The sequence below is a fragment of the Mesorhizobium sp. WSM4840 genome (genome assembly GCF_055811755.1).
Genome location: NZ_JBVVQD010000002.1, coordinates 174684 through 194352 on the forward strand (window position 1 = coordinate 174684; position 19669 = coordinate 194352).

Annotated in this window: 18 protein-coding genes and 1 other RNA gene; 4 read left to right on the forward strand and 15 right to left on the reverse strand. The window is 63.6% G+C overall.

Going from position 1 to position 19669, the window contains the following annotated elements; translation table 11 throughout:
• Positions 1-67: 67 nt before the first annotated feature.
• Entirely contained in the window at positions 68-1357 is a 1290-nt protein-coding gene (locus AC0L3I_RS04310) for an imelysin family protein (protein WP_473526241.1), read from the reverse strand.
• Between the two features lie 455 nt (positions 1358-1812).
• Here AC0L3I_RS04310 and AC0L3I_RS04315 point away from each other — a divergent pair, with 455 nt between their 5' ends.
• Positions 1813-3066 carry an NAD(P)/FAD-dependent oxidoreductase gene (locus tag AC0L3I_RS04315; protein ID WP_123146503.1) on the forward strand — a complete coding sequence of 418 codons (1254 nt, stop codon included), beginning with the start codon at positions 1813-1815 and terminating at the stop codon, positions 3064-3066.
• Between the two features lie 158 nt (positions 3067-3224).
• On the opposite strand, the gene AC0L3I_RS04320 is transcribed toward AC0L3I_RS04315, so the two are convergent.
• From AC0L3I_RS04320 to ffs, 12 genes are all read right to left on the reverse strand, one after another.
• Entirely contained in the window at positions 3225-4502 is a 1278-nt protein-coding gene (locus tag AC0L3I_RS04320) for a 4-aminobutyrate--2-oxoglutarate transaminase (protein ID WP_473483903.1), read from the reverse strand.
• Positions 4503-4830: 328 nt separating this feature from the next.
• The gene (locus AC0L3I_RS04325; protein ID WP_473526089.1) at positions 4831-5577 is read right to left on the reverse strand and encodes an ABC transporter ATP-binding protein; all 747 of its coding nucleotides are present in this window, start codon (positions 5575-5577) and stop codon (positions 4831-4833) included.
• Positions 5574-6422 (reverse strand): ABC transporter ATP-binding protein, encoded by an 849-nt coding sequence (locus AC0L3I_RS04330; RefSeq protein ID WP_473526090.1) that lies wholly within the window; start codon positions 6420-6422, stop codon positions 5574-5576. The genes AC0L3I_RS04325 and AC0L3I_RS04330 overlap by 4 nt, the downstream gene beginning before the upstream one ends.
• Positions 6419-7339, reverse strand: coding sequence for a nickel transporter permease (nikC, locus tag AC0L3I_RS04335; protein WP_473483912.1), 921 nt, complete (start codon positions 7337-7339; stop codon positions 6419-6421). The genes AC0L3I_RS04330 and nikC overlap by 4 nt, the downstream gene beginning before the upstream one ends.
• Complete coding sequence (locus tag AC0L3I_RS04340; protein WP_473526091.1) at positions 7336-8403, reverse strand: ABC transporter permease; 1068 nt, start codon at positions 8401-8403, stop codon at positions 7336-7338. Before AC0L3I_RS04340 ends, nikC begins: the two co-directional genes overlap by 4 nt.
• 18 nt (positions 8404-8421) lie before the next feature.
• On the reverse strand, positions 8422-10065 hold the full coding sequence (locus tag AC0L3I_RS04345) for an ABC transporter substrate-binding protein (RefSeq protein WP_473483918.1): 1644 nt from the start codon (positions 10063-10065) through the stop codon (positions 8422-8424).
• Between the two features lie 224 nt (positions 10066-10289).
• Positions 10290-11567: a lytic murein transglycosylase gene (locus AC0L3I_RS04350; protein ID WP_473483921.1), complete on the reverse strand. Its 1278-nt coding sequence runs from the start codon at positions 11565-11567 to the stop codon at positions 10290-10292.
• A gap of 169 nt (positions 11568-11736) precedes the next feature.
• Positions 11737-12342, reverse strand: a complete 606-nt coding sequence (gene recR, locus AC0L3I_RS04355) for a recombination mediator RecR (protein ID WP_473483924.1) — start codon at positions 12340-12342, stop codon at positions 11737-11739.
• Positions 12343-12425: 83 nt separating this feature from the next.
• Positions 12426-13316 (reverse strand): cell wall hydrolase, encoded by an 891-nt coding sequence (locus AC0L3I_RS04360; protein ID WP_473526092.1) that lies wholly within the window; start codon positions 13314-13316, stop codon positions 12426-12428.
• 261 nt (positions 13317-13577) lie between these two features.
• Positions 13578-13901 carry a YbaB/EbfC family nucleoid-associated protein gene (locus tag AC0L3I_RS04365; RefSeq protein ID WP_473526093.1) on the reverse strand — a complete coding sequence of 108 codons (324 nt, stop codon included), beginning with the start codon at positions 13899-13901 and terminating at the stop codon, positions 13578-13580.
• A gap of 83 nt (positions 13902-13984) precedes the next feature.
• A complete protein-coding gene (locus AC0L3I_RS04370) occupies positions 13985-15832 on the reverse strand; it encodes a DNA polymerase III subunit gamma/tau (protein WP_473483928.1) in 1848 nt (615 codons plus the stop codon).
• A 105-nt stretch (positions 15833-15937) separates the two neighbouring features.
• Positions 15938-16034, reverse strand: an RNA gene (ffs, locus tag AC0L3I_RS04375) — signal recognition particle sRNA small type.
• 250 nt (positions 16035-16284) lie between these two features.
• Here ffs and AC0L3I_RS04380 point away from each other — a divergent pair.
• Genes AC0L3I_RS04380 through AC0L3I_RS04390 form a run of 3 tightly spaced genes read left to right on the forward strand, consistent with a single transcriptional unit; the run spans position 16285 to position 17992 of the window.
• Positions 16285-16704, forward strand: a complete 420-nt coding sequence (locus AC0L3I_RS04380; RefSeq protein WP_123146493.1) for an HIT domain-containing protein — start codon at positions 16285-16287, stop codon at positions 16702-16704.
• 34 nt (positions 16705-16738) lie between these two features.
• Entirely contained in the window at positions 16739-17680 is a 942-nt protein-coding gene (gene nudC, locus AC0L3I_RS04385; RefSeq protein ID WP_473526094.1) for an NAD(+) diphosphatase, read from the forward strand.
• 18 nt (positions 17681-17698) lie between these two features.
• Positions 17699-17992, forward strand: coding sequence for a Dabb family protein (locus AC0L3I_RS04390; protein ID WP_473483933.1), 294 nt, complete (start codon positions 17699-17701; stop codon positions 17990-17992).
• A 53-nt stretch (positions 17993-18045) separates the two neighbouring features.
• Here AC0L3I_RS04390 and AC0L3I_RS04395 read toward each other — a convergent pair whose 3' ends face one another.
• Together AC0L3I_RS04395 and AC0L3I_RS04400 are read right to left on the reverse strand one after the other, a co-directional pair.
• Positions 18046-18699 (reverse strand): glutathione S-transferase family protein, encoded by a 654-nt coding sequence (locus AC0L3I_RS04395; RefSeq protein ID WP_473526095.1) that lies wholly within the window; start codon positions 18697-18699, stop codon positions 18046-18048.
• Positions 18700-18845: 146 nt separating this feature from the next.
• Positions 18846-19646 (reverse strand): alpha/beta hydrolase, encoded by an 801-nt coding sequence (locus AC0L3I_RS04400; protein ID WP_473526096.1) that lies wholly within the window; start codon positions 19644-19646, stop codon positions 18846-18848.
• Positions 19647-19669 lie beyond the last annotated feature (23 nt).

Genomic DNA, 19669 nt, shown 5'->3' on the forward strand with positions numbered 1-19669 from the left:
AAAACCGATTTCCAATTTTCTTTATACGGACCTTCGGTTCGGGATCGTACTCAAGGCCCTTGACGCCTTACTGGAACACTTTGTCTGGCGCATCGAGGCTGTCGGAGCCCTCGAACGCGATGGCATTGAGTTTCAGGGTGCCAGCCGCGCGTTCGATCGATTTGGTCTGGTCGACCAGCGCATCGATCGCCGCCTGCACGGTGGCGTTGCCTTCCGTATTGCCTTCGCCGATCTGCTGGTCATAGGCCTCGCCGGCAACCGCCCGCGCCTTGATGGCCTCCATCTTGGCAACGGTGACGTCCAGCTTGTCCGACAGTTCCTTGTCGATCGCCGGATCGGCCTCCTTGACCATGTCGGATACCGAAGGGCCTTCGACGACGGTACCGTCAAGGCGCGTGTAGCTGCCACGATAGGCGGCGCGAATGCCAACGGCATCATAGAGATGGGAATCGTAGGTGTTGTCGGAGAAGCAGTCATGCTCCTCTTCCGGATCGTGCAGCAGCAGGCCGAGTTTCATGCGCTCGCCGGCGAGTTCGCCATAGGACAGCGAGCCCATGCCGGTAAGGATGGTCGAGATGCCGGCTTTCAACTCGCCATCGACAAGGTTCTTGCGGGCGCCGCCGCCCTCCTTCCAATCGTTGACCATATCCTGCAGATCGGAAACCAGAAGGTCGCTCGCCGACTTCAGGTACTGCGCGCGACGATCGCAATTGCCGCCGGTGCAGTTGGCGAGATCGTAGTCCGTATAGGGCCGCTCGCCGGCGCCCGGGCCGGTGCCGTGCAGGTCCTGGCCCCACAGCAGGAATTCGATGGCGTGATAGCCGGTCGCCACATTGGCCTCGATGCCGCCGGCCTCCTGCAGAGTGCCGGAGAGGAACTCCGGCGTCAGATTGGTGGCGTCGATCTTCTTGCCGTCGACCTCGATCGACTTGTTGGCGATCACATTGGCGGTGTAGAGCGCATTCGCGTCCGACTCGGTGCCGTAGTTCTCGGCGACATAGTCGATCAGCCCCTCGTCCAGCGGCCAGGCATTCACCTTGCCTTCCCAGTCGTCGACGATGGCATTGCCGAAGCGGTACACTTCGGTCTGCTGATAGGGAACGCGCGACGCCTTCCAGGCCTCGCGGGCGGCAGTCAGCGTTTCCGCCGAAGGCTTGGCGAGCAGCGCCTCAACGGCCTTGTCGAGCGCCTGCGCCGCGGTCAGCGAATCCTGATACTTGGCGAGCGCAATGTCGGAATACGTCTTGATGACCGCCTTGGCATCGGTTCCAGCCTTGGCCGGCAACACGAATATCGCCGCCGTCAATGCCGCCGTAGCGCCGATCGCGGCGAGCCTGCCATATTGTGCCGTGATCATCGCTCTCATGATTGTCATCTCCTCGGAATTCAGTGAAATGCCGGCGCCAAAGGCGCGTCGGCAGGCAATCGGCGCCAAGGCAGGTCCCTGCCATTGGGCGAGAAACAGGCCGCGGCATAGCGCGGTTTGCGGAAGAAAGACATCGAAATGCCTCCAATCGAAAGGGTTCAAGGCCCAGACATCAAAGGGATGCGCTTGACGCGCAAGCTTCCATAAAGCGATGAAGGCACCGGAAGTCAACCAATTTCAGAGAGAAAAGCCAATCGAAACAACAGTTTAGAATTATTCTAAACTGCAAGTGTCAACTTTAGCCGTATTTTACCGTGTCGTCGTTAAACGGCACTATTGACGGACCGCCATTCCGGGTGCGACCCGCAAAGGCGGTCTTGCGGCGGCGCCAGACAATCGCCACTTGGCGAGACGTCCTAGACTTGGATTAAGGAATTGGGGCTGCGATGAAAAACGGTGTGGTCATTGTCGGTGCGGGTCATGCGGGCGTGCAAGCGGCCGCCAGCCTGCGCGAGGACGGGTACGACGGACCCGTGATCCTCGTCAGTGACGAGCACGAACTGCCCTACCACAAGCCGCCGCTGTCGAAGACCTTCATCAAGGATCAAGAGGCCAAACCGCAGCCGCTGCGCGGTGAGGCGTTTTATACCGGCAGCGCGATCGACTACCGGCCGGGCATTCGAATCGAGCGCATCGATGCCGGCGGCCGCAGGCTGGAGATATCAGGGGGTGGCGTGCTGCCGTTCGACCGGCTCATCCTGGCGACCGGTTCGCGGCCGCGCATCCTGCCGCTGCCGGGTTCGGATTTTTCAGGCGTTGTGTCGCTGCGCTCGCTCGCCGACGCGCGGCTGATCCGTGAATTGAGCGCACGGAGCGAGGATGTCGTCATCCTCGGCGGCGGCTTCATCGGACTGGAGATCGCCGCAACGCTCAAAGCGGCCGGCCGCAAGGTCACGGTAGTCGAGGCGGTCGACCGACTGCTCGGCCGGGCAGTGGCGCCGGTCATCGCGCGCCATGTACGACAGCGGCTGGAAGCGACCGGTGTCCGCATCCTTACCGGCACCACGATTGCGCGGCTCGAAGGTGAGAGCGGCCGTGTCGCGGCCGCGGTCACCTCAAGCGGCGAGCGCCTGCCGGCGCAGATGGTCATCGTCGGCATCGGCGTCGTTCCGAATGTCGAACTGGCGCAAGCCGCAGGCATCGCTATCGCCAACGGCATCAGCGTCGACCAGCAGATGCGCACGTCGGTGCCCGAAATCCTCGCCATCGGCGACGCCGCCTCCTACCGGCACTGGCTCACCGGCGGCGATGTGCGGCTGGAATCGGTGCAGAATGCCACCGACCAGGCACGTCTTGCCGCCCGCACCATCGTCGGCCATGCGGACGCCTTTGCGGCGGTGCCATGGTTCTGGTCCGACATCGGCGACATGAAGCTGCAGATGGTCGGCCTGATTTCGGGCGGCGACAGCCATGTCGTGCTGGGCGATGTCAACGAGAACAGATTCTCCATCTATCACTATGCTGGAAATCGTCTGCTCGGCATCGAATCGGTCAATCGGCCGGGCGACCATATGCTTGGCCGCAAGATGCTCGGCGCCGGCTTCTCGCCGATGCCGCAGACAGTTGCGACGGGGCCGGACGGACTGAAGGCGGCGCTCGCCGCCTTCCAGCAGGAAGAGCCCGTCCGCGCCGCTGAATAAGGATATGTTGATATTCAGGTGATGCCGGCCTGCGAACGGCGGTTTCCTGCGCTTCCGGTACTCACGTACCCGAAAGTACGCTCCGTTCCGGTTCTCGGAACCCACCATTCTCGGCGCGGCCTGACCTGAATCTCATCACATCCCGGAGCAGACGAGGGTCAGGCGGCGCGGACCTCGCGGATCGAGCTTTCCAGGATGTCGAGCGCTTCGTTCATGACTTCGTCCTGGATGGTGATCGGCGCCAGGAAACGGATGACGTTGCCATAGACGCCGCAGGTGAGCAGGATCAGGCCCTTGTCGAGCGCCTTCAGCCGGACTGCATTGGCGGTCTCGGCCGACGGCAAGCCCTTCTTCACGTCGTTGAACTCGACAGCGTTCATGAAGCCGGGGCCTCTGATATCGACGATCTCGGGCGTGTCGTCGCGGATCGATTGCAAACGCTGCTTTAGCCTGTTGCCCAGCGTGTTGGCGCGGTCGCAGAGCTTTTCCTCTTCGATCACGTCGAGCACGGCATGCGCCGCGGCGACGCCGATCGGGCTACCGCCATAGGTGCCGCCGAGCCCGCCTGGGTTCGGCGCATCCATGATCTCGGCGCGGCCGGTGACCGCCGCCAGCGGGAAGCCGCCGGCCAGGCTCTTGGCCATTGTGGTGATGTCGGGCGCCACTTCGTGGTGATCCATGGCGAACATCTTTCCGGTGCGGGCAAAGCCGGTCTGCACCTCGTCGGCGATCAACAGCATGCCATGCTGGTCGCAGATCTTGCGCAGCGCCGTCATAAACTCACGCGGCGCCTCGTAAAATCCGCCCTCGCCCTGCACCGGCTCGACGATGATGGCGGCGACGCGGGCCGGATCGACATCGGCCTTGAACAGCCGGTCGAGCGCGGCCAGCGAATCGGCGACCGAGATCCCGTGCAGCGCCACCGGGAACGGCGCGTGGAAGACATCGGCCGGCATGGCGCCGAAGCCGACCTTGTAGGGCACGACCTTGCCGGTCAGCGCCATGCCCATGAAGGTGCGGCCATGGAAGCCGCCGGCGAAGGCGATGACCGCCGGCCGGCCGGTGGCATTGCGGGCGATCTTGACGGCGTTCTCCACCGCCTCGGCGCCGGTGGTGACGAAGATCGTCTTCTTGTCGAATTTGCCCGGCAGCATGCCGTTCAGCCGTTCGGCCAGCCTGACATAGCTCTCATAAGGCACCACCTGGTGGCAGGTGTGGGTGAAGCGGTCGAGCTGCGCCTTGACCGCCTCGATCACCTTGGGGTGGCGGTGGCCGGTGTTGACGACGGCGATGCCCGAGGAGAAATCGATGTAGCGGCGGCCTTCGACATCCCAGATTTCCGAATTTTCGGCGCGGTCGGCATAGATTTGCGTGGTCACGCCGACGCCGCGTGAAATCGACTGGTTCTTGCGTTCGGAAATGGCTGAATTCTTCATGATGTCCCTCGCCGGGCCGGCGCCCGTTCTCGTTTGGATGACTGCCGGGAATTGTTCTGACCTTATTTCACGTTTTCCTCAAGTTGGCACCGTCGCCGGCTCGTTGGGCCTGCCGCCGTTAAGGTCGTGTTCCTTCGCGCCCCCCTCTGGCCTGCCGGCCATCTCCCCCACAAGGGGGGAGATCGGCAGCTTCGTCGACGGCGCTCCTTCTACAACGTTCGCGATTGGCGAAATCAGTGGTGGCGGCCAATCTCCCCACCCGTGGGGGAGATGGCCGGCAGGCCAGAGGGGGGCGCGAAGGAATGCGACATATGGAATAAAAGATACTCTAAGCCCTGACAAACCCCTCGCTGGCCCTGAGCAAATTGCGCGTATAATCCTTGCTGACGCGGCGCTCGACGAGGTCGTTCGCGGTGAGGTGCTCGACCGCCTCGCCGTTCTGCATCACCATCAGCCGCTCGCACATATGGGTGATGATGGCGAGGTCGTGGCTGACCATCAGGAAGGTCAGCTTGCGCCGCCGCCGGATCTCCTCCAGCAGGTTGAGCACCTCGGCCTGCACGGAGGCGTCGAGTGCCGAGGTCGGCTCGTCGAGCAGCAGGATCGACGGTTCGAGGATCAGGGCACGCGCAATCGCCACGCGCTGGCGCTGGCCGCCCGACAATTGATGCGAATAACGGAAGCGGAAGCCGGTTCCAAGGCCAACCTCATCCAGCGCCCGCTGGATGCGCTTCTCACTATCGGCAAAGCCGTGGATGGCGAGCGGCTCCTGCAGCAGGCGGTCGACGGTCTGGCGCGGATGCAGCGAGCCGTAAGGGTCCTGGAAGACCATCTGCACTTCGCGATAAAAGGCCTTGTCGCGGCGCGCACCGAGTTTTTTGCCGTTGACGGTGATGCTGCCCGAAGCGGCCGGCGCGAGACCGGCGATCGCCCGCAGCAGCGTGGATTTGCCGGAGCCGGATTCGCCGACCAGGCCGAAGGTTTCGCCGGATTGCACTTCGAGGCTGACGCCCTTCAGCGCGCGAAACCGGTCGAAGATCACCTCCAGCCTGTCGACGGAAAGCGCTGATGTCATGCCGCCCACTCCGGCCTGCGGTCGAGCACCGGCAGCGGGTGACGGTCGGCGCCGATCTTGGGCATGCAGTTGAGCAGGCCGCGCGTATACGGATGCTGGGCGCGGCCGAGTTCCGATGCCTTGAGCTGCTCGACCACCTTGCCGGCATACATGACGATCACCCGGTCGCAGAAGGACGAGACCAGGCGCAGATCGTGCGAGATGAAGATCAGCCCCATGCCGCGCTCGCTGACCAGCCGGTCGAGGATGCCGAGCACGTCGAGCTGCACGGTGACATCGAGCGCCGAGGTCGGCTCGTCGGCGATCATCATTTCAGGCCCGGCGATCAGCATCATGGCGATCATGGCGCGCTGGCCCATGCCGCCCGACACCTCATGCGGATGCAGGTCGAAGACACGGGCCGGATCGCGGATCTGCACCGCCTCCAGCATGGCGAGCGCGCGGTCGCGGGCCTCCGCCTGGCCGACCTTCTCATGCGTGCGCAGCGTCTCGACGATCTGTCGGCCGATGCTCATCACCGGGTCGAGCGAATATTTCGGATCCTGCAGGATCATGGCGATGCGCTTGCCGCGCAGCGCCCGGCGGTCGCGGGGCGAGGCCGCGAGCAGGTCGATGCCGTCGAAAGCAAGTTTCCTGGCGGTGACCTCGGCCTGCGGCGGGGTCAGGCCCATGATGGCGCGGCCGGTCTGCGACTTGCCGGAACCGCTCTCGCCGACGATGCCGAGCCGTTCGCGGCCGAGCGAAAAGGAAACGCCGCGCACCGCCTCGATCCGGCCGGTGCGCGTCGGGAAGGTGACGCGCAGATCGTCGACCTCCAGCAGGGTGCTCGTTGGGTCGCCGTTCATTGGTCGCCGCTTCGGGGGTCGAGCGCGTCGCGCAGGCCGTCGCCGAGCAGGTTGAAGCCCAGGCTGACGATGAGGATGGCAAAGCCCGGTGCACCGGCCACCCACCATTGGTCGAGCACGAAGCGGCGGCCCGAAGCGATCATCGCGCCCCATTCCGGCAGTGGCGGTTGCGCGCCGAGGCCGAGGAAGCCGAGACCGGCGGCGGTCAGGATGATACCGGCCATGTCGAGCGTCACCCTGACGATCAGCGACGAGATGCAGAGCGGCATGATGTGGCGCAGCACGATGCGGAACGGCGAAGCACCCATCAATTGCACCGCCTTGATGTAATCCGAATTGCGCACGGTGAGCGTTTCGGCACGGGCAATTCGCGCGTAAGGCGGCCAGGAGGTGACGGCGATGGCGAGCACCGCATTCTCGATGCCGGGGCCGAGTGCCGCGACGAATGCCAGCGCCAGGATCAGCTTCGGAAACGCCAGAAAGATGTCGGTGATGCGCATCAGGATCGCATCGATCCAGCCGCCGGCATAGCCGGCGACGGTGCCGACCAGCAGGCCGATAGGGGCGGCGATGATGGCGACGAGAATGACGACGTAAAGCGTCCAGCGCGAGCCGAAGATGACGCGCGAAAGGATGTCGCGGCCGAGGTCGTCGGTGCCGAACCAGTGCTCGGCACTTGGCGCCAGCAGCCGCGAGCCCTTGAGGTCGCCGAATGTTGGCGAATAGGGCGCCAGCACATCGGCAAAGGCGGCGACCACCAGCAAAGCGATGATGATGAGCAGGCCGAGAAACGCCAGCCGGTTGGCGGAAAAGCGCCGCCACGCCACATAGGCACGGCCGAGCCTTGCCTGCATGCGCGAAGCCGGCCGCTCGCTGAGCAGCCAGTCGCGACGGCTTTGTATCGCTTCTGCGCTCATCGTACCTTGGTCCTTGGGTCGAGCACCCGGTAGAGCAGGTCGGACAGGAGATTGATGCCGATGAAAACCGAGCCGATGATGATGGTGCCGCCGAGCACCGCGTTCATGTCGGCGTTCTGCAGGGAATTGGTGATGTAGAGGCCGATGCCCGGCCATGAAAACACGGTCTCGGTCAGCACCGAGCCTTCGAGCAGGCCGGCATAGGAGAGCGCAATCACGGTGACCATCGGCACCGCCGCGTTGCGCAGCGCGTGGCCCCAGATGATGCGTGTTTCCGACAGGCCCTTGGCGCGCGCCGCCACGATATATTCCTGGGCAAGCTCGTTCAGCATGAACGATCGCGTCATCCGGCTGATGTAGGCGAGCGAGAAATAGCCAAGCAGCGAGGCCGGCAGGATGATGTGGCGGAAGGCATCGCGAAACACATCCCACTGCCGCTGCCACAGCGCATCCAAGAGATAAAAGCCGGTGATCGGCGTGAAGGTATATTCGTAGACGATGTCGAGACGGCCGGGAAAAGCCACCCATTGCAGCCTGGCATAGAACAGCACGAGCGCCAGCAGTCCCAGCCAAAAGATCGGCACGGAATAGCCGACCAGGCCGATGATCCGCACGATCTGGTCGATGATGCTGCCGCGCCGCACCGCAGCCAGCACGCCGAGCGGCACGCCAAGCAATGCACCGATCAGCGTTCCCAGCGTCGCCAGCTCGATCGTCGCCGGAAAGGCGCGGCGAATGTCGGTCATCACCGGGTTGGTGGTCAGCACCGAGGTGCCGAAATTGCCGTTCAGGGCATTCTTCACATAGATGTAGAACTGCTCGATCAGCGGCAGGTCGAGACCCATCTCGCGGCGCGTCCGCTCGACGACGTTGGCCGGCGCTCGGTCGCCGAGCACCGCCAGCACCGGATCGATGGGGATCACCCGGCCGATGAAGAAGGTCACCGCGAGAAGACCGAGATAGGTGGTTATCGCGATGACCAGGAAGCGGGCGATCGCCGACGCGACAGCGACGGCACGGGCGCTGTCGCGCCCTGCCATCGCTTCGCTATCAACCGTGCTCATGCGGCGCGTCCGCCGGCATCACTCCTTGGAGATCTGGCCGACGAAGTTGGTGTCGAAGCTCGGGCCGAGCTCAAAGCCCTTGAGGTTCTTGCGCAGGCCGGCCACTTCCAGCTGCTGGTGGATGATGATGAAAGGACTGGTTTCGAGGACCTTCTTCTGCAGGTCCTGGTACATTGCGGCGCGCTTGGCAGCATCCTTCTCGAGCAACGCCGCTTCCGTCTGCTTGGTCAACTCCGGAATATCCCAGGCGTTGCGCCAGGCCAGCGTCTTGGTCTTGCCTTCATCCGAATTGTCGGAGTTGCTGGCGAAGGTCTGGGCATTGGAGTTCGGATCGAAGTAGTCCTGACCCCACTGGCCGATATAGATGTCGTGGTTGCGGGCGCGGTATTTGGTCAGCGTCTGCTTGCCGTCGCCGGGAATGATCTCCAGCTTGATGCCGGCCTGTCCCAGCGTCTGCTGGAACGATTCCGCCATGCCGGTCACCGGCTGGGTGTTGCGTACGTCCATGGTGACGCTGAAGCCGTCGGCCAAGCCGGCCTTGGCAAGCAGTTCCTTGGCCTTGGCGAGATCGAAGGTGAACGGATTCTCGTCTAGCTCGCCAAGCACGCCTTTCGGCAGGAAGGTCTGGTGGATCTCGCCGATGCCCTTGAGGATAGTCGAGCTCAAGGCATCATAGTCGACAAGATATTTGAAGGCCTGGCGAACCTCGGGCTTGGCGAGGTTCGGATTCTTCTGGTTGAGGCTGATGTAAAAGACCGTGCCCTTCGGCGCGCTGGTGGTGGTGAGATCGGCATTCTTGGCGATGGCGTCGAGGTCGTTCGGCTCGAGATTGCGGGCAACGTCGATGTCGCCGGCCTCCAGCGCCAGGCGCTGGCCCGAGCTTTCCTTCATGTTGCGGTAGATGACGCGGGCAAGCTTGGCCTTTTCGCCGTGATAATTGTCGTTGCGCTCCATCACGACGACCTCGTTGGCCCGCCATTCGCGCAGCTTGAAGGCGCCGGAGCCGGCATAGCCGGTCTTCAGCCAGGCATTGCCGAAGTCATTGTCGTATTTGTAGTCGGCACTCGGCGTCACCGCGGCGACATGTTCCTTGACCAGCTTGGCGTCGACGACCGAGGCGACGGTTGCCGACAGACAGTTCAGGACGAAGCTCGGCGCATAGGTCTTGTCGACGGTGAACTGGAACGTCGTGTCATCGACAGCCTTGGCCTTCTCGGTGACGTTGTCGCCATTGATGCCGAACTGGCCGATGATGAAGGCTGGGCTCTTGTCGAGCTTGATGGCGCGCTCGAACGAATAGGCGACGTCCGCCGCGGTGATCGGGTTGCCCGAGGCAAATTTCAGGCCGGGCTTGAGCTTGAAGGTGTAGGTCAGGCCGTCGTCGGAGACAGTCCAGCTTTCGGCGAGATCGCCCTTGACCTTGGACGTATCGCTGAGATCGAGGCGGACAAGAAGATCGTAAGTGTTGCCAGTGACCTCTGCGGTCGACAGCTCGAACGCCTCGCCCGGATCCATCGAGATGATGTCGTCGATCGCGAAACCCTCGACCAGCGTGTCGGCCGGCGTGACGGCAAGGGCAGGCGCACCGGCCAGAAGCAACGCGGACATGGCTGCGCCGGCGAGCAAGATGCGGGAGCGTAGAGCAAACTTTTCCATCATCATTTGTAACTGTTCCCTGTTTTTGTTGACCTGAGTTCCCGGCTCAGGGTTTTGGCATTTACTTGCCAAATCGAACGGTGACCCTGAACCGGTCGTCTTGGTGATTTTTATCCAGTTCGGCCTCACCATATCCGGCGGTTTCAGGCGCGGCAACGAGCATTTGCAAAGCTGTTTGTTGGACCAGATCAGGCAGCCACCACCGCCGGAAGCAACAACCCGGAGCGCAGCTATTTCAACGCGGTGATCAGGTCGGCGTCGGGAAAACAGGTGGCGGCGCGACCTTTCCTGGCCTGCCATTTGCCGATCGACCGGCGTGTCTTGAAACCGGGCAGGCCGTCGGCGCTGCCGACGTCGTAGCCCTCGGCCTCCAGCGCCCGCTGCAGGGCGGCGATATCCGACCTGTGGAGCCCGCCAACCGCGCCCCAGCGCCCCGAAAAATTGCTGTCGCCATTCACGATGCGGTCAGCGCCGTGGCCGATGAACAGGGCGTAGAGATCGCTGGTGTTGTATTGCTTAAGCACGTAGAAATTGGGCGTGACGATGAAGGCCGGACCGCTGCGCCCGGCCGGCATCAAAAGAAAGCCTTCGGCCTTCAACTCGCGCGCCGGAAACGGCTTTGCCGTGGCACGTTCGATGCCCATATCAGCCCACTCGGAAATCCTCTTGCCCTGATCCGGCCCTTCGAGCGAACAGGAGACCGCTTCCGGGACCGTCACCTCGAAGCCCCAGCCGCGGCCCTTCACCCAGCCATAGTTGACAAGATAATTGGCGATCGAGGCCAGCGTATCCGGCACCGAGTTCCAGATGTCGGCCCGGCCGTCGCCATCGAAGTCGACGGCATGTCTGAGGAACGAACTTGGCATGAACTGCGGCTGGCCGAGCGCGCCTGCCCATGACGACTTCATCGCGCCGACCGGTGCCAGCCCACGCTCGATGATTTCGAGCGCCGCCATAAGCTCGGTGCGGAAGAAATCCTTCCTAGTCGCCATGAACGCCTTGGTGCCCAGCACTTCGAAAGCGTCGTAAGGCATCTTCGCCGCGCCAAAGCCGGTCTCGCGACCCCAGATCGCCAGCAGAACCTCGCCCGGCACGCTGTAGCGCTTCTCGATCGCGGCGATCGTCCTGGCATTGGCCGCCTTGCGCGTGCGGCCACCGGCGGTCACGGCGCGAACCGTCTTTTCGGCGAAATAGGCGCCGGGCGAACCGAACTCTGCCTGATGCTGTTTTTGCGGCGTCTTCGCCTTTTTGCCCGGCATCACCAGGCCGGGCAGTTTGAGATTCGGTTTGACACCGTCGAAGGCGGCGTCGAAGGTTTTTCTGGAGATGCCTTTGGCGCTGGCTTCAGGCCAGAGATCGCTGCTGAGCCAGGCGTGGAACTGGTCGTCGATTTTTGCGGCGGAAGCGGGGGTGGCGAAGAGGAGGCCAACAAGGGCTGCAAAGAGCGAGAGCAGGACCAATCTGAAAGGTTGCCATTCCGTCGCGCCCCCCTCTGTCCTGCCGGACATCTCCCCCACTTGGGGGGAGATTGGCAGCTTTGATGACAGCGCGTTCTCTTCAACGCTGGAGATAGGCGAAGCCTTCGATGACAGCCGATCTCCCCCCTTGTGGGAGAGATGTCCGGCAGGACAGAGGGGGGCGCGACGGAATGCAATCATCTCAATAGGCCCCCCTTCCTCAAAACGCCGTTCGCGAGCGCAGCGCGGCGGCCAGCGTGCCTTCGTCGAGATAGTCGAGTTCGCCGCCGACCGGGACGCCATGCGCCAGCCGCGTTACTTTGATATCGAAGCCGGACAATTGATCGGTGAGATAATGCGCGGTGGTCTGGCCCTCGACCGTGGCGTTGACGGCAAGGATCACCTCCTTGACCTCGCCACAGGCGACGCGGTCGACCAGCGAGCGGATGTTGAGCTGCTCGGGGCCGATGCCGTCAAGCGGCGACAGCGAGCCGCCGAGCACGTGATAGCGGACATTCATGGCGGCCGCCCGCTCCAGCGCCCACAGATCGGCCACATCCTCGACGACGATGAGCGTGCCGGCGTCGCGGCGCGGATCGGTGCAGATCATGCAGGGATCGGACGTATCGACATTGCCGCAGGTCGAGCAGATGCGCACCTTGTCGACCGCCTCGCTCATGGCGGCGGCCAGCGGCGACAGCAACTGCTCCTTCTTCTTGATGAGGTGAAGCGCTGCCCGCCTTGCCGAACGGGGCCCGAGCCCCGGCACCTTGGCCAGAAGCTGGATCAGGCGTTCGATCTCGGGACCGGCGATTCGCTTCGACATCGCATCGGTTTATGATTTTTCCGCACGCTTTGGAACACTCCTGCGGCGAGTGGCCTGTTCAACGCGTAAGGATGCTGCTGCCGTCAGTAGGCTTCCAGCGGCCTGCCCTGGCCGGCGATCATCGCGCCGATGGCGTCGGTGTTCTCGGGCGTCGATTCAAACGACATCGTCGGCTCGGCCGGCGCCGCCGGGAATGACGTGACCGGTCGCGCACCGGCGGTGCCGCCGAAACGGGCCGCGTCCGGCTCTTGCATCGCCACAAGCGTCGTCTTCTCTGGCGTCGTCTTCTCTGGCGTCGCCTTTGCCGGTTGCGATGCGATTGCGGTCACGTAGGTTGCCTTGGCGAATTCTGCCTTGGCGGCCGGCGCCGCGGAGGCCACGAGCGTCACCGGTGCGGCGCGCGCCGAATTCCGCGGTGCGGACTGTGCCATGGCGACCGTGGGCTCGTCCGGCAACGGTTTCCAGTTCCGGCCGCGCTTTTCGTAGAAGGCGTTGCCGCCGGCGACCATGGTGTAGTGCATGTTCTTGTAGGGGAAACGCAGGCCGGCGGTGTGAAAGAACATCGAGTTCTTCAGCTTGGCCTTGCGCTCGCCCTTGAGCACCGCCTCGGCGGCTTCCTCGACATCGGGCATCGCCTTCGAATTCATCCGCCGTGTCATCACGCCCGGCGCGAACTGGCCACGCTCGCCGACTACCTCACAGATGGTGTTGCCGTGCTTGCCGGAGCGCAGCCGGTTCATGACCACCGTGCCGACAGCAATCATGCCGTCACGGCTCGACCGGTTGGATTCGAAGAACATCGCGCGCTGGAGGCACTCCTTGTCCTTCGCTGTGTGGCTGTAGGGCCGGGACCTGACGGCATCGGTCAGGCTGGCCACGGACAGGCCGTGCGTGGTCTGACTGCAGGCGGCCAAAAACAGCGGAGAGGTGATGACGCCGAGCAGCAACGGCGTCTTCCATCGGGTCGCGCTCAAAGATATCCCCTCATTTTGTCGCCAGCCCGCCCCTGGTTGCGGCAAGAATGAGACACTTTCAGGCAAAAAGATGGCTAAAGCGTTATTAAGTGTGCGGAGTTGCCGAATGGACACACCGGTGGAGCAAGCGACCGCCGGATCGCGGCATGGCACTCCATGGCCACTATAACGGCATGGATCCTATCTTAGGATCTCCACAGGAGGGGCTTCCCCAAGGCTGGAGCAATGGGCTCAGTCGACCGGCATAGCTATCAACACACCTTAGAACGGCAGCTTCATTCCCGGCGGTATCGGCAGTCCTGCGGTCAATGCTTGGGTCTTTTCCTGCATCATCTGCTCGACCTTGGCCCTGGCGTCATTGTGGGCGGCGAGAAGCAGATCCTCCAGAATCTCGACCTCGTCCTCCTTGAACAGCGACGGGTCGATTTTCAGGGACTTCATCTCGAATTTGCCGGTCAGCGTCACGCTGACCAGGCCGCCGCCGGCCTGTCCGGTGGCTTCCAACGTGCCGATCTCGTCCTGCATGGCCTGGAACTTGGCCTGCATTTCTTTCGCCTTGCCCATCAGGCCGAGAAGATCTTTCATCGCGTGGTCCTCTACGATTGATCTGGTTTCTTGTTTGAGCATAATCTTCTCCGAAAACCGGCTCCCACTTTTCGGGATCATGCTTAGGTTTCGTCGTCGTCTGTGGCCGGCTCGATCGGAACCTCGGCCTCCACCGCATCGGCTTCCGGTGCGTCGGGAATGCGCACGTCGATGATCTTGGCGCCGGGAAAACGCGCCAGGATGGCGGCGACGGTCGGGTCGCTCCTGGCATCGAGGAGCGCGTTTTCGCGTTTGGTCGATTCCATCTCGGCCAGCGTCTGGCCGCCCTCTTCCTTTGACAGCGAGACCAGCCAGCTGCGGCCGGTCCAGGCGCGCAATTTGGCGGTCAGATCGTTGAGCAGCATCTTCGGCGCGTCATCGGTCAAGCTGACGTCGATGCGGCCCGGCTCGATGCGCACCAGGCGCACGCAGCGCTTCACCAGCACCTTGAAGGCCATGTCGCGCTGGGCGTCGGCAAGGGCGACGATGTCAGCCAGCGACTTCACCGGCACCGGCACCGGCGCATCCGCGACCGGCTCCGGCGCCGGAACGAAAGCCGCAGGCATCGGCTCGGGTTCGACCAGCCGCATCGTCTGCGCGCCGCCATTGGCCGCTGGCATCCGCGTCTGCGCCACGGCGCTGGCGCCGCCGTTGCTGGGATTTGCGGGGCCAGAATTTGCTGGGCCGGGACTTGCCGGTCCAGAGCTTGCCGGCGCACCATTCAAGCGTGGCGCTCCACCCGGCATCGACGCTCCGCCCTCCAGCGATTTCAGCGCCTCGTCCAGTGTCGGCAGGCCGGCGGCATGCGCCAGCCGGATCAGCACCATTTCGGCGGCACTGACCGGCCGGTTGGAGGACTGCACCTCGGGAATGCCTTTCAACAGCATCTGCCAGGTCCGCGACAGCACCCTGACCGACAGCGCCTTGGCGAAATCGGCGCCGCGTCGTCGCTCGTCCTCGGAAAGCGAGGCGTCCTCGAGCGCGGTCGGCACGAAGCGCAACCGGGTGACGAGGTGGTTGAACTCGGCAAGGTCGGTCAGCACCGCGGCCGGATCGGCGCCGGTGTCGTACTGGTTGCGGAATTCGGCCAGTGCGGCCGCCACGTCGCCCTTCATCACATATTCGAACAGGTCGACGATGCGGGCGCGGTCGGCGAGCCCGAGCATGGCGCGCACCGCTTCGGCGCTGACCGCGCCGCTGCCATGGGCGATCGCCTGGTCGAGAATGGACAGCGAATCGCGCGCAGAGCCTTCGGCCGCGCGGGCGATCATGGCCAGCGCGTCGTCGTCGACGGCAATGCCTTCCCTAGCGGCGATCGAGGAGAGATGCGCGACCAGCGTGCCGGCATCGATACGCCTGAGGTCGAAGCGCTGGCAGCGCGACAAAACGGTGATCGGAACTTTGCGGATTTCGGTGGTGGCGAAGATGAATTTGACGTGCGGCGGCGGCTCCTCCAGCGTCTTCAGCAGGCCGTTGAAGGCCTGGGTCGAGAGCATGTGCACTTCGTCGATGATGTAGACCTTGTAGCGCGCAGATACCGGCGCGTAACGCACGCGCTCGATGATGTCTCTGATGTCGTCGATGCCAGTGTGCGAGGCGGCGTCCATCTCAATGACATCGACATGGCGGCCTTCCATGATCGCCTGGCAATGCTCGCCCAGCACCGCAAGATCGACCGAAGGCTGGTCGACGGCAGCGGTCCTGTAGTTGAGCGCCCGCGCCAGGATGCGCGCCGTCGTCGTCTTGCCGACACCGCGCACGCCGGTCAGCATCCAGGCCTGGGCTATCCGGCCGGTGGCGAAGGCGTTGGTGAGGGTGCGGACCATCGGCTCCTGGCCGATCAGTTCGGAGAAATTTGCAGGACGGTATTTGCGCGCCAGAACGCGATAGGCGGCGGCCTTTTCCGTTCCCGAATTTCCGGCTTCGCTCATTCGCCCGTAAAGCTCCAAGGGCCGCGCCTGCAGGCGGCCGATTCCTGCGCATAGTTTCGCCCGCAGGGCTTAGCGCCGTCAATGTCGCGGGAGAAAGGCGAAGAGGTGGGAGGCTGGAACAATGACCCGTTCCGGGCTCGTTAGGGCTGCTTCCTTCCGGACCTGACCCGGTTGGCGAGTGGACCGTCCACCACCAACCTCCCGCTTTCCATATCGGCAATTCGGCGATGAAATGCAAGGGCGCAGGATCAATCAGCCGGGAGTGGCGTCGAAAGCTGAAACAAAAAAACCCGCCTCGGGGCGGGTTATTGGCGCAAATCAGCACCATGCCCAAACCAGTAGCATAACTGCCGTCACAAAGCAACGATTCGCTTGCCGCCTCTTGCGGGCCACCGGCAGCCGCTCTAGCGTTCAAAAGTCTAAAAAACACGACAAAAGTGAAGGAAACGCCGATGTCGCCGGGCCTCGAGGCCGGATTCACGCTGGATGCTCGTCTGGAGGCGGACAGCGAGCAGTTGATGTGGCTCGGCTTGTGCGAGTTGCGGGTGATGAACGACCGCCGCTGGCCGTGGCTGCTCCTGGTGCCGCAGCGGCCGGGCGCGGAGGAAATCCATGATTTGACGCCGCTCGACCAGGCGATGCTGACCTTCGAGACCAACATGGTGGCGCAGGCGCTGAAAAGCGTGACCGGCTGCACCAAGATAAACAGCGGCGCACTTGGCAACATCGTCCGCCAGTTGCATGTCCATGTCATCGCGCGCTCGGAGGGGGATCCCGGCTGGCCGGGCCCGGTGTGGGGGCACGGCATGCGCGAGCCCTACCAGCGGTCGGACCTTCGCCGGTTTGCGCAACAGATAAAGGCGGCGCTATAAGCCTGTCCCGTGTCCATCCTGAAGTTGAGTCCCCATGAGCTTCCGCCTGTTTGACGCGCCCTTGCGTGAGCCGAGCCAATTCGTCGGCTTCGCCGGCAACATGATCGACCGGCAATCGGAAAACCGCGCCGACGATTCCGTCGAAAAGGCGCTCGCCGATCCCTCGGCCAGGCTTTTGCTGATGCATGGCGGGCGGCTCTACCTGAAGCTCAGCGATGGTGACTTCGACCCCTGGTTCGGCGCCGAGGAAAGCCGGCCGCTCCGGGCGTCGCTCGACCATGGCGTCCTGCTCGGTTTTTCCGACAGCGGCCCGGTGCTCGCGGTGCCGGCCGGGCTCGATCCCGAACAACTGCCGGAGACGATCAAGGCCATCGACTATCGCTCGGTCTATATGCAGGGGCTGATCGACGAAGCGGCCGCCGGCGCGATGGCGCAAGGTGCTGCATTGCTCGCCTGGCATGCCAGCCACCGCTTCTGCAGCAAATGCGGCGCTGAAGCCGAAATGCGGGCCGGCGGCTACAAGCGGCTTTGCGCGGCCTGCGCCACCGAGCATTTTCCGCGCACCGACCCGGTGGCGATCATGCTGACGGCGACGCGTGAAAAATGCCTATTAGGCCGCGGCCGGCATTTCGCGCCGGGCATGTATTCGGCGCTTGCCGGCTTCATCGAACCGGGCGAGACGATCGAGGCGGCGGTGCGCCGCGAAACGCTGGAGGAGGCAGGCATCAGGCTTGGCCGCGTCGTCTATCACGCCAGCCAGCCCTGGCCGTTTCCCTATTCGCTGATGATCGGCTGTTTCGGCGAGCCGCTCAACGACGACATCCAGGCCGACATCAACGAACTGGAAGACTGCCGCTGGTTCTTTCGCGACGAGGTGCTGTGGATGCTGGCCCGCGAGCATCCGGGCGGCCTGGTCACCCCGCCGAAAGGGGCGATCGCCTATAATCTCATCCGCGCCTGGGCAGACAGCGCATAGAACCTACGGGGGAGCAAAATGATCCGTCACACAGTGGTATTCAGACTGAAGCACAAAGACAGCTCGGCCGAGGAGGCAAAATTCCTCGTCGACGCGAAAATACTGGCGGCGATACCGGGCGTCGAAAAGTTCGAGCAGCTGCGTCAGGTCAGCCCGAAGAACGATTTTCGTTTCGGCTTCTCGATGGAGTTCGCCGACCAGGCCGCCTATTCAGGCTATAACGACCATCCCGACCACGTCGCCTTTGTCCGCGACCGCTGGATCCCGGAGGTCGAGGCATTTCTCGAGATCGACTACGCGCCGCTGAGCTAGGATCAGAGTTCAATCATTCTGAACGAGCAAGTTCGACCCATTGCGGACCTTTATCAGCCGGTCGGTGACTTGCCAGTGAAAACCGCCAGTTGAGCGGCGAAAGCACGCTTGTAGGCCGGCCGGGCTTCGCCGCGGGCGACATAGGCGGAGAGGTTCGGATATTCGTCCAGTATACCCGACCCGCTCAACCTTAGCAGCACGTGCACCATCATCAGGTCCCCCGCGCTGAACGCGCCATCGAGCCAGTCGGCATCGCCAAGGCGACCGGAAAGTTCGCCCAGCCGGTCACGGATGCGATCCTCGACCATAGGCAGGCGCTGTTCGTGCCAGGTCTCGTCGCGCTCCAGGAGCACGGCGGTTTGGCGTTCAAGGATCGGCGGCTCCACGGTGTTTAGCGCGGCAAACATCCATGAGATTGCGCGCGCCCGGGCATTCGCATCGTCTGGCAGCAGGCCACCATGGCGCTCAGCGATATGGAACACGATCGCCCCCGACTCGAACAGGGCGAGATCGCCTTCGTCATAGGTCGGAATCTGCCCGAAAGGATGAAGCGCGAGATGCGCGGGTTCGTTCATCGCTTTGAACGAAACAAGACGAACGTTGTAGGGCTGGCCGACTTCTTCAAGCGCCCAGCGAACGCGCATGTCACGCGCCAGCCCCCTGCCACGATCGGGCGACCGTTCAAAGGCGGTGATGGTGGGGGTCATTGGAGGGCCCCGGATGATTGCATGACGCCATCGTGCGTGGCGTCGTCGATTGAGATCGGTTTCCTCATCTCGTCGTCTCCCTTCTTCGATCGTGGCAACCAAAGGACGAATGTCGATCCGGAATTCCGACATCTGGGAACTGCTCGTCAATCGCGCGTGACCGCCGCAACGGAGGCGCGTAGCGCTCCGGCGAAGTCGGGATGGCCATAGAGGTCGTTGTGGCCAGCCGCTATGGCGATGTGGCTGCGCAGATCACGGGCAGCCTCGCGCAGAGGTGCCGAACGGGCCGCAGGAACGATGTTGTCGTTCTCGGCGACGATGACCGCCGTGGGCACGTCGAGGTCGCGCAGAGCTTCTGCCGTCTCCATGCGGTGCCGCAGCAAGAGGCGCACCGGCAGCCAGGCATAGTGGTGAGCGGCGAGTTCTTTCAGCGAATCGAAGGGCGTAACCATGACGATGCCGCGCAGAGGCCGGGCCGTCGCCAGATCGACCGCGACCGCAGCGCCGACGCTAAGGCCGATGGCGACGATGCCGGCTTTGGCACCGGTGGCCAAGTGGTCATGGGCGCGTCGGGCGTCCTCGAACAGGGCGGAGGCCGACGGGCTTCCGCCGCTCGGCGCATAGCCGCGATAATGCAGCGCAGCGACCTCATGTTCGGGGAATAGCTGGTGCAGCATCAGGGCAAGTGCGTCGGCGTTCCAGGCATTGCCGGCGAATCCCAGCAGGAGCGGGCGTGGCTCGGCCGCCTGTCTTGCCGGCAGGCGTACCAGAACGACGCGCTCGCCATCCTCCGTCGCCAGCTCGACATGGCGTGCCCCGGCCGGCAGGTCGGGTCCGAACGCCGCAAGGCCGGCCGGAAAGATCAGCCAGGACTGAAGCACATACACGACGGCGACAAAGACCGCATACAATCCAGCGATTGCGAGCGTCAGTTTCAGAAGCCACATCGCAGGAATGTCGCCCGACGCTC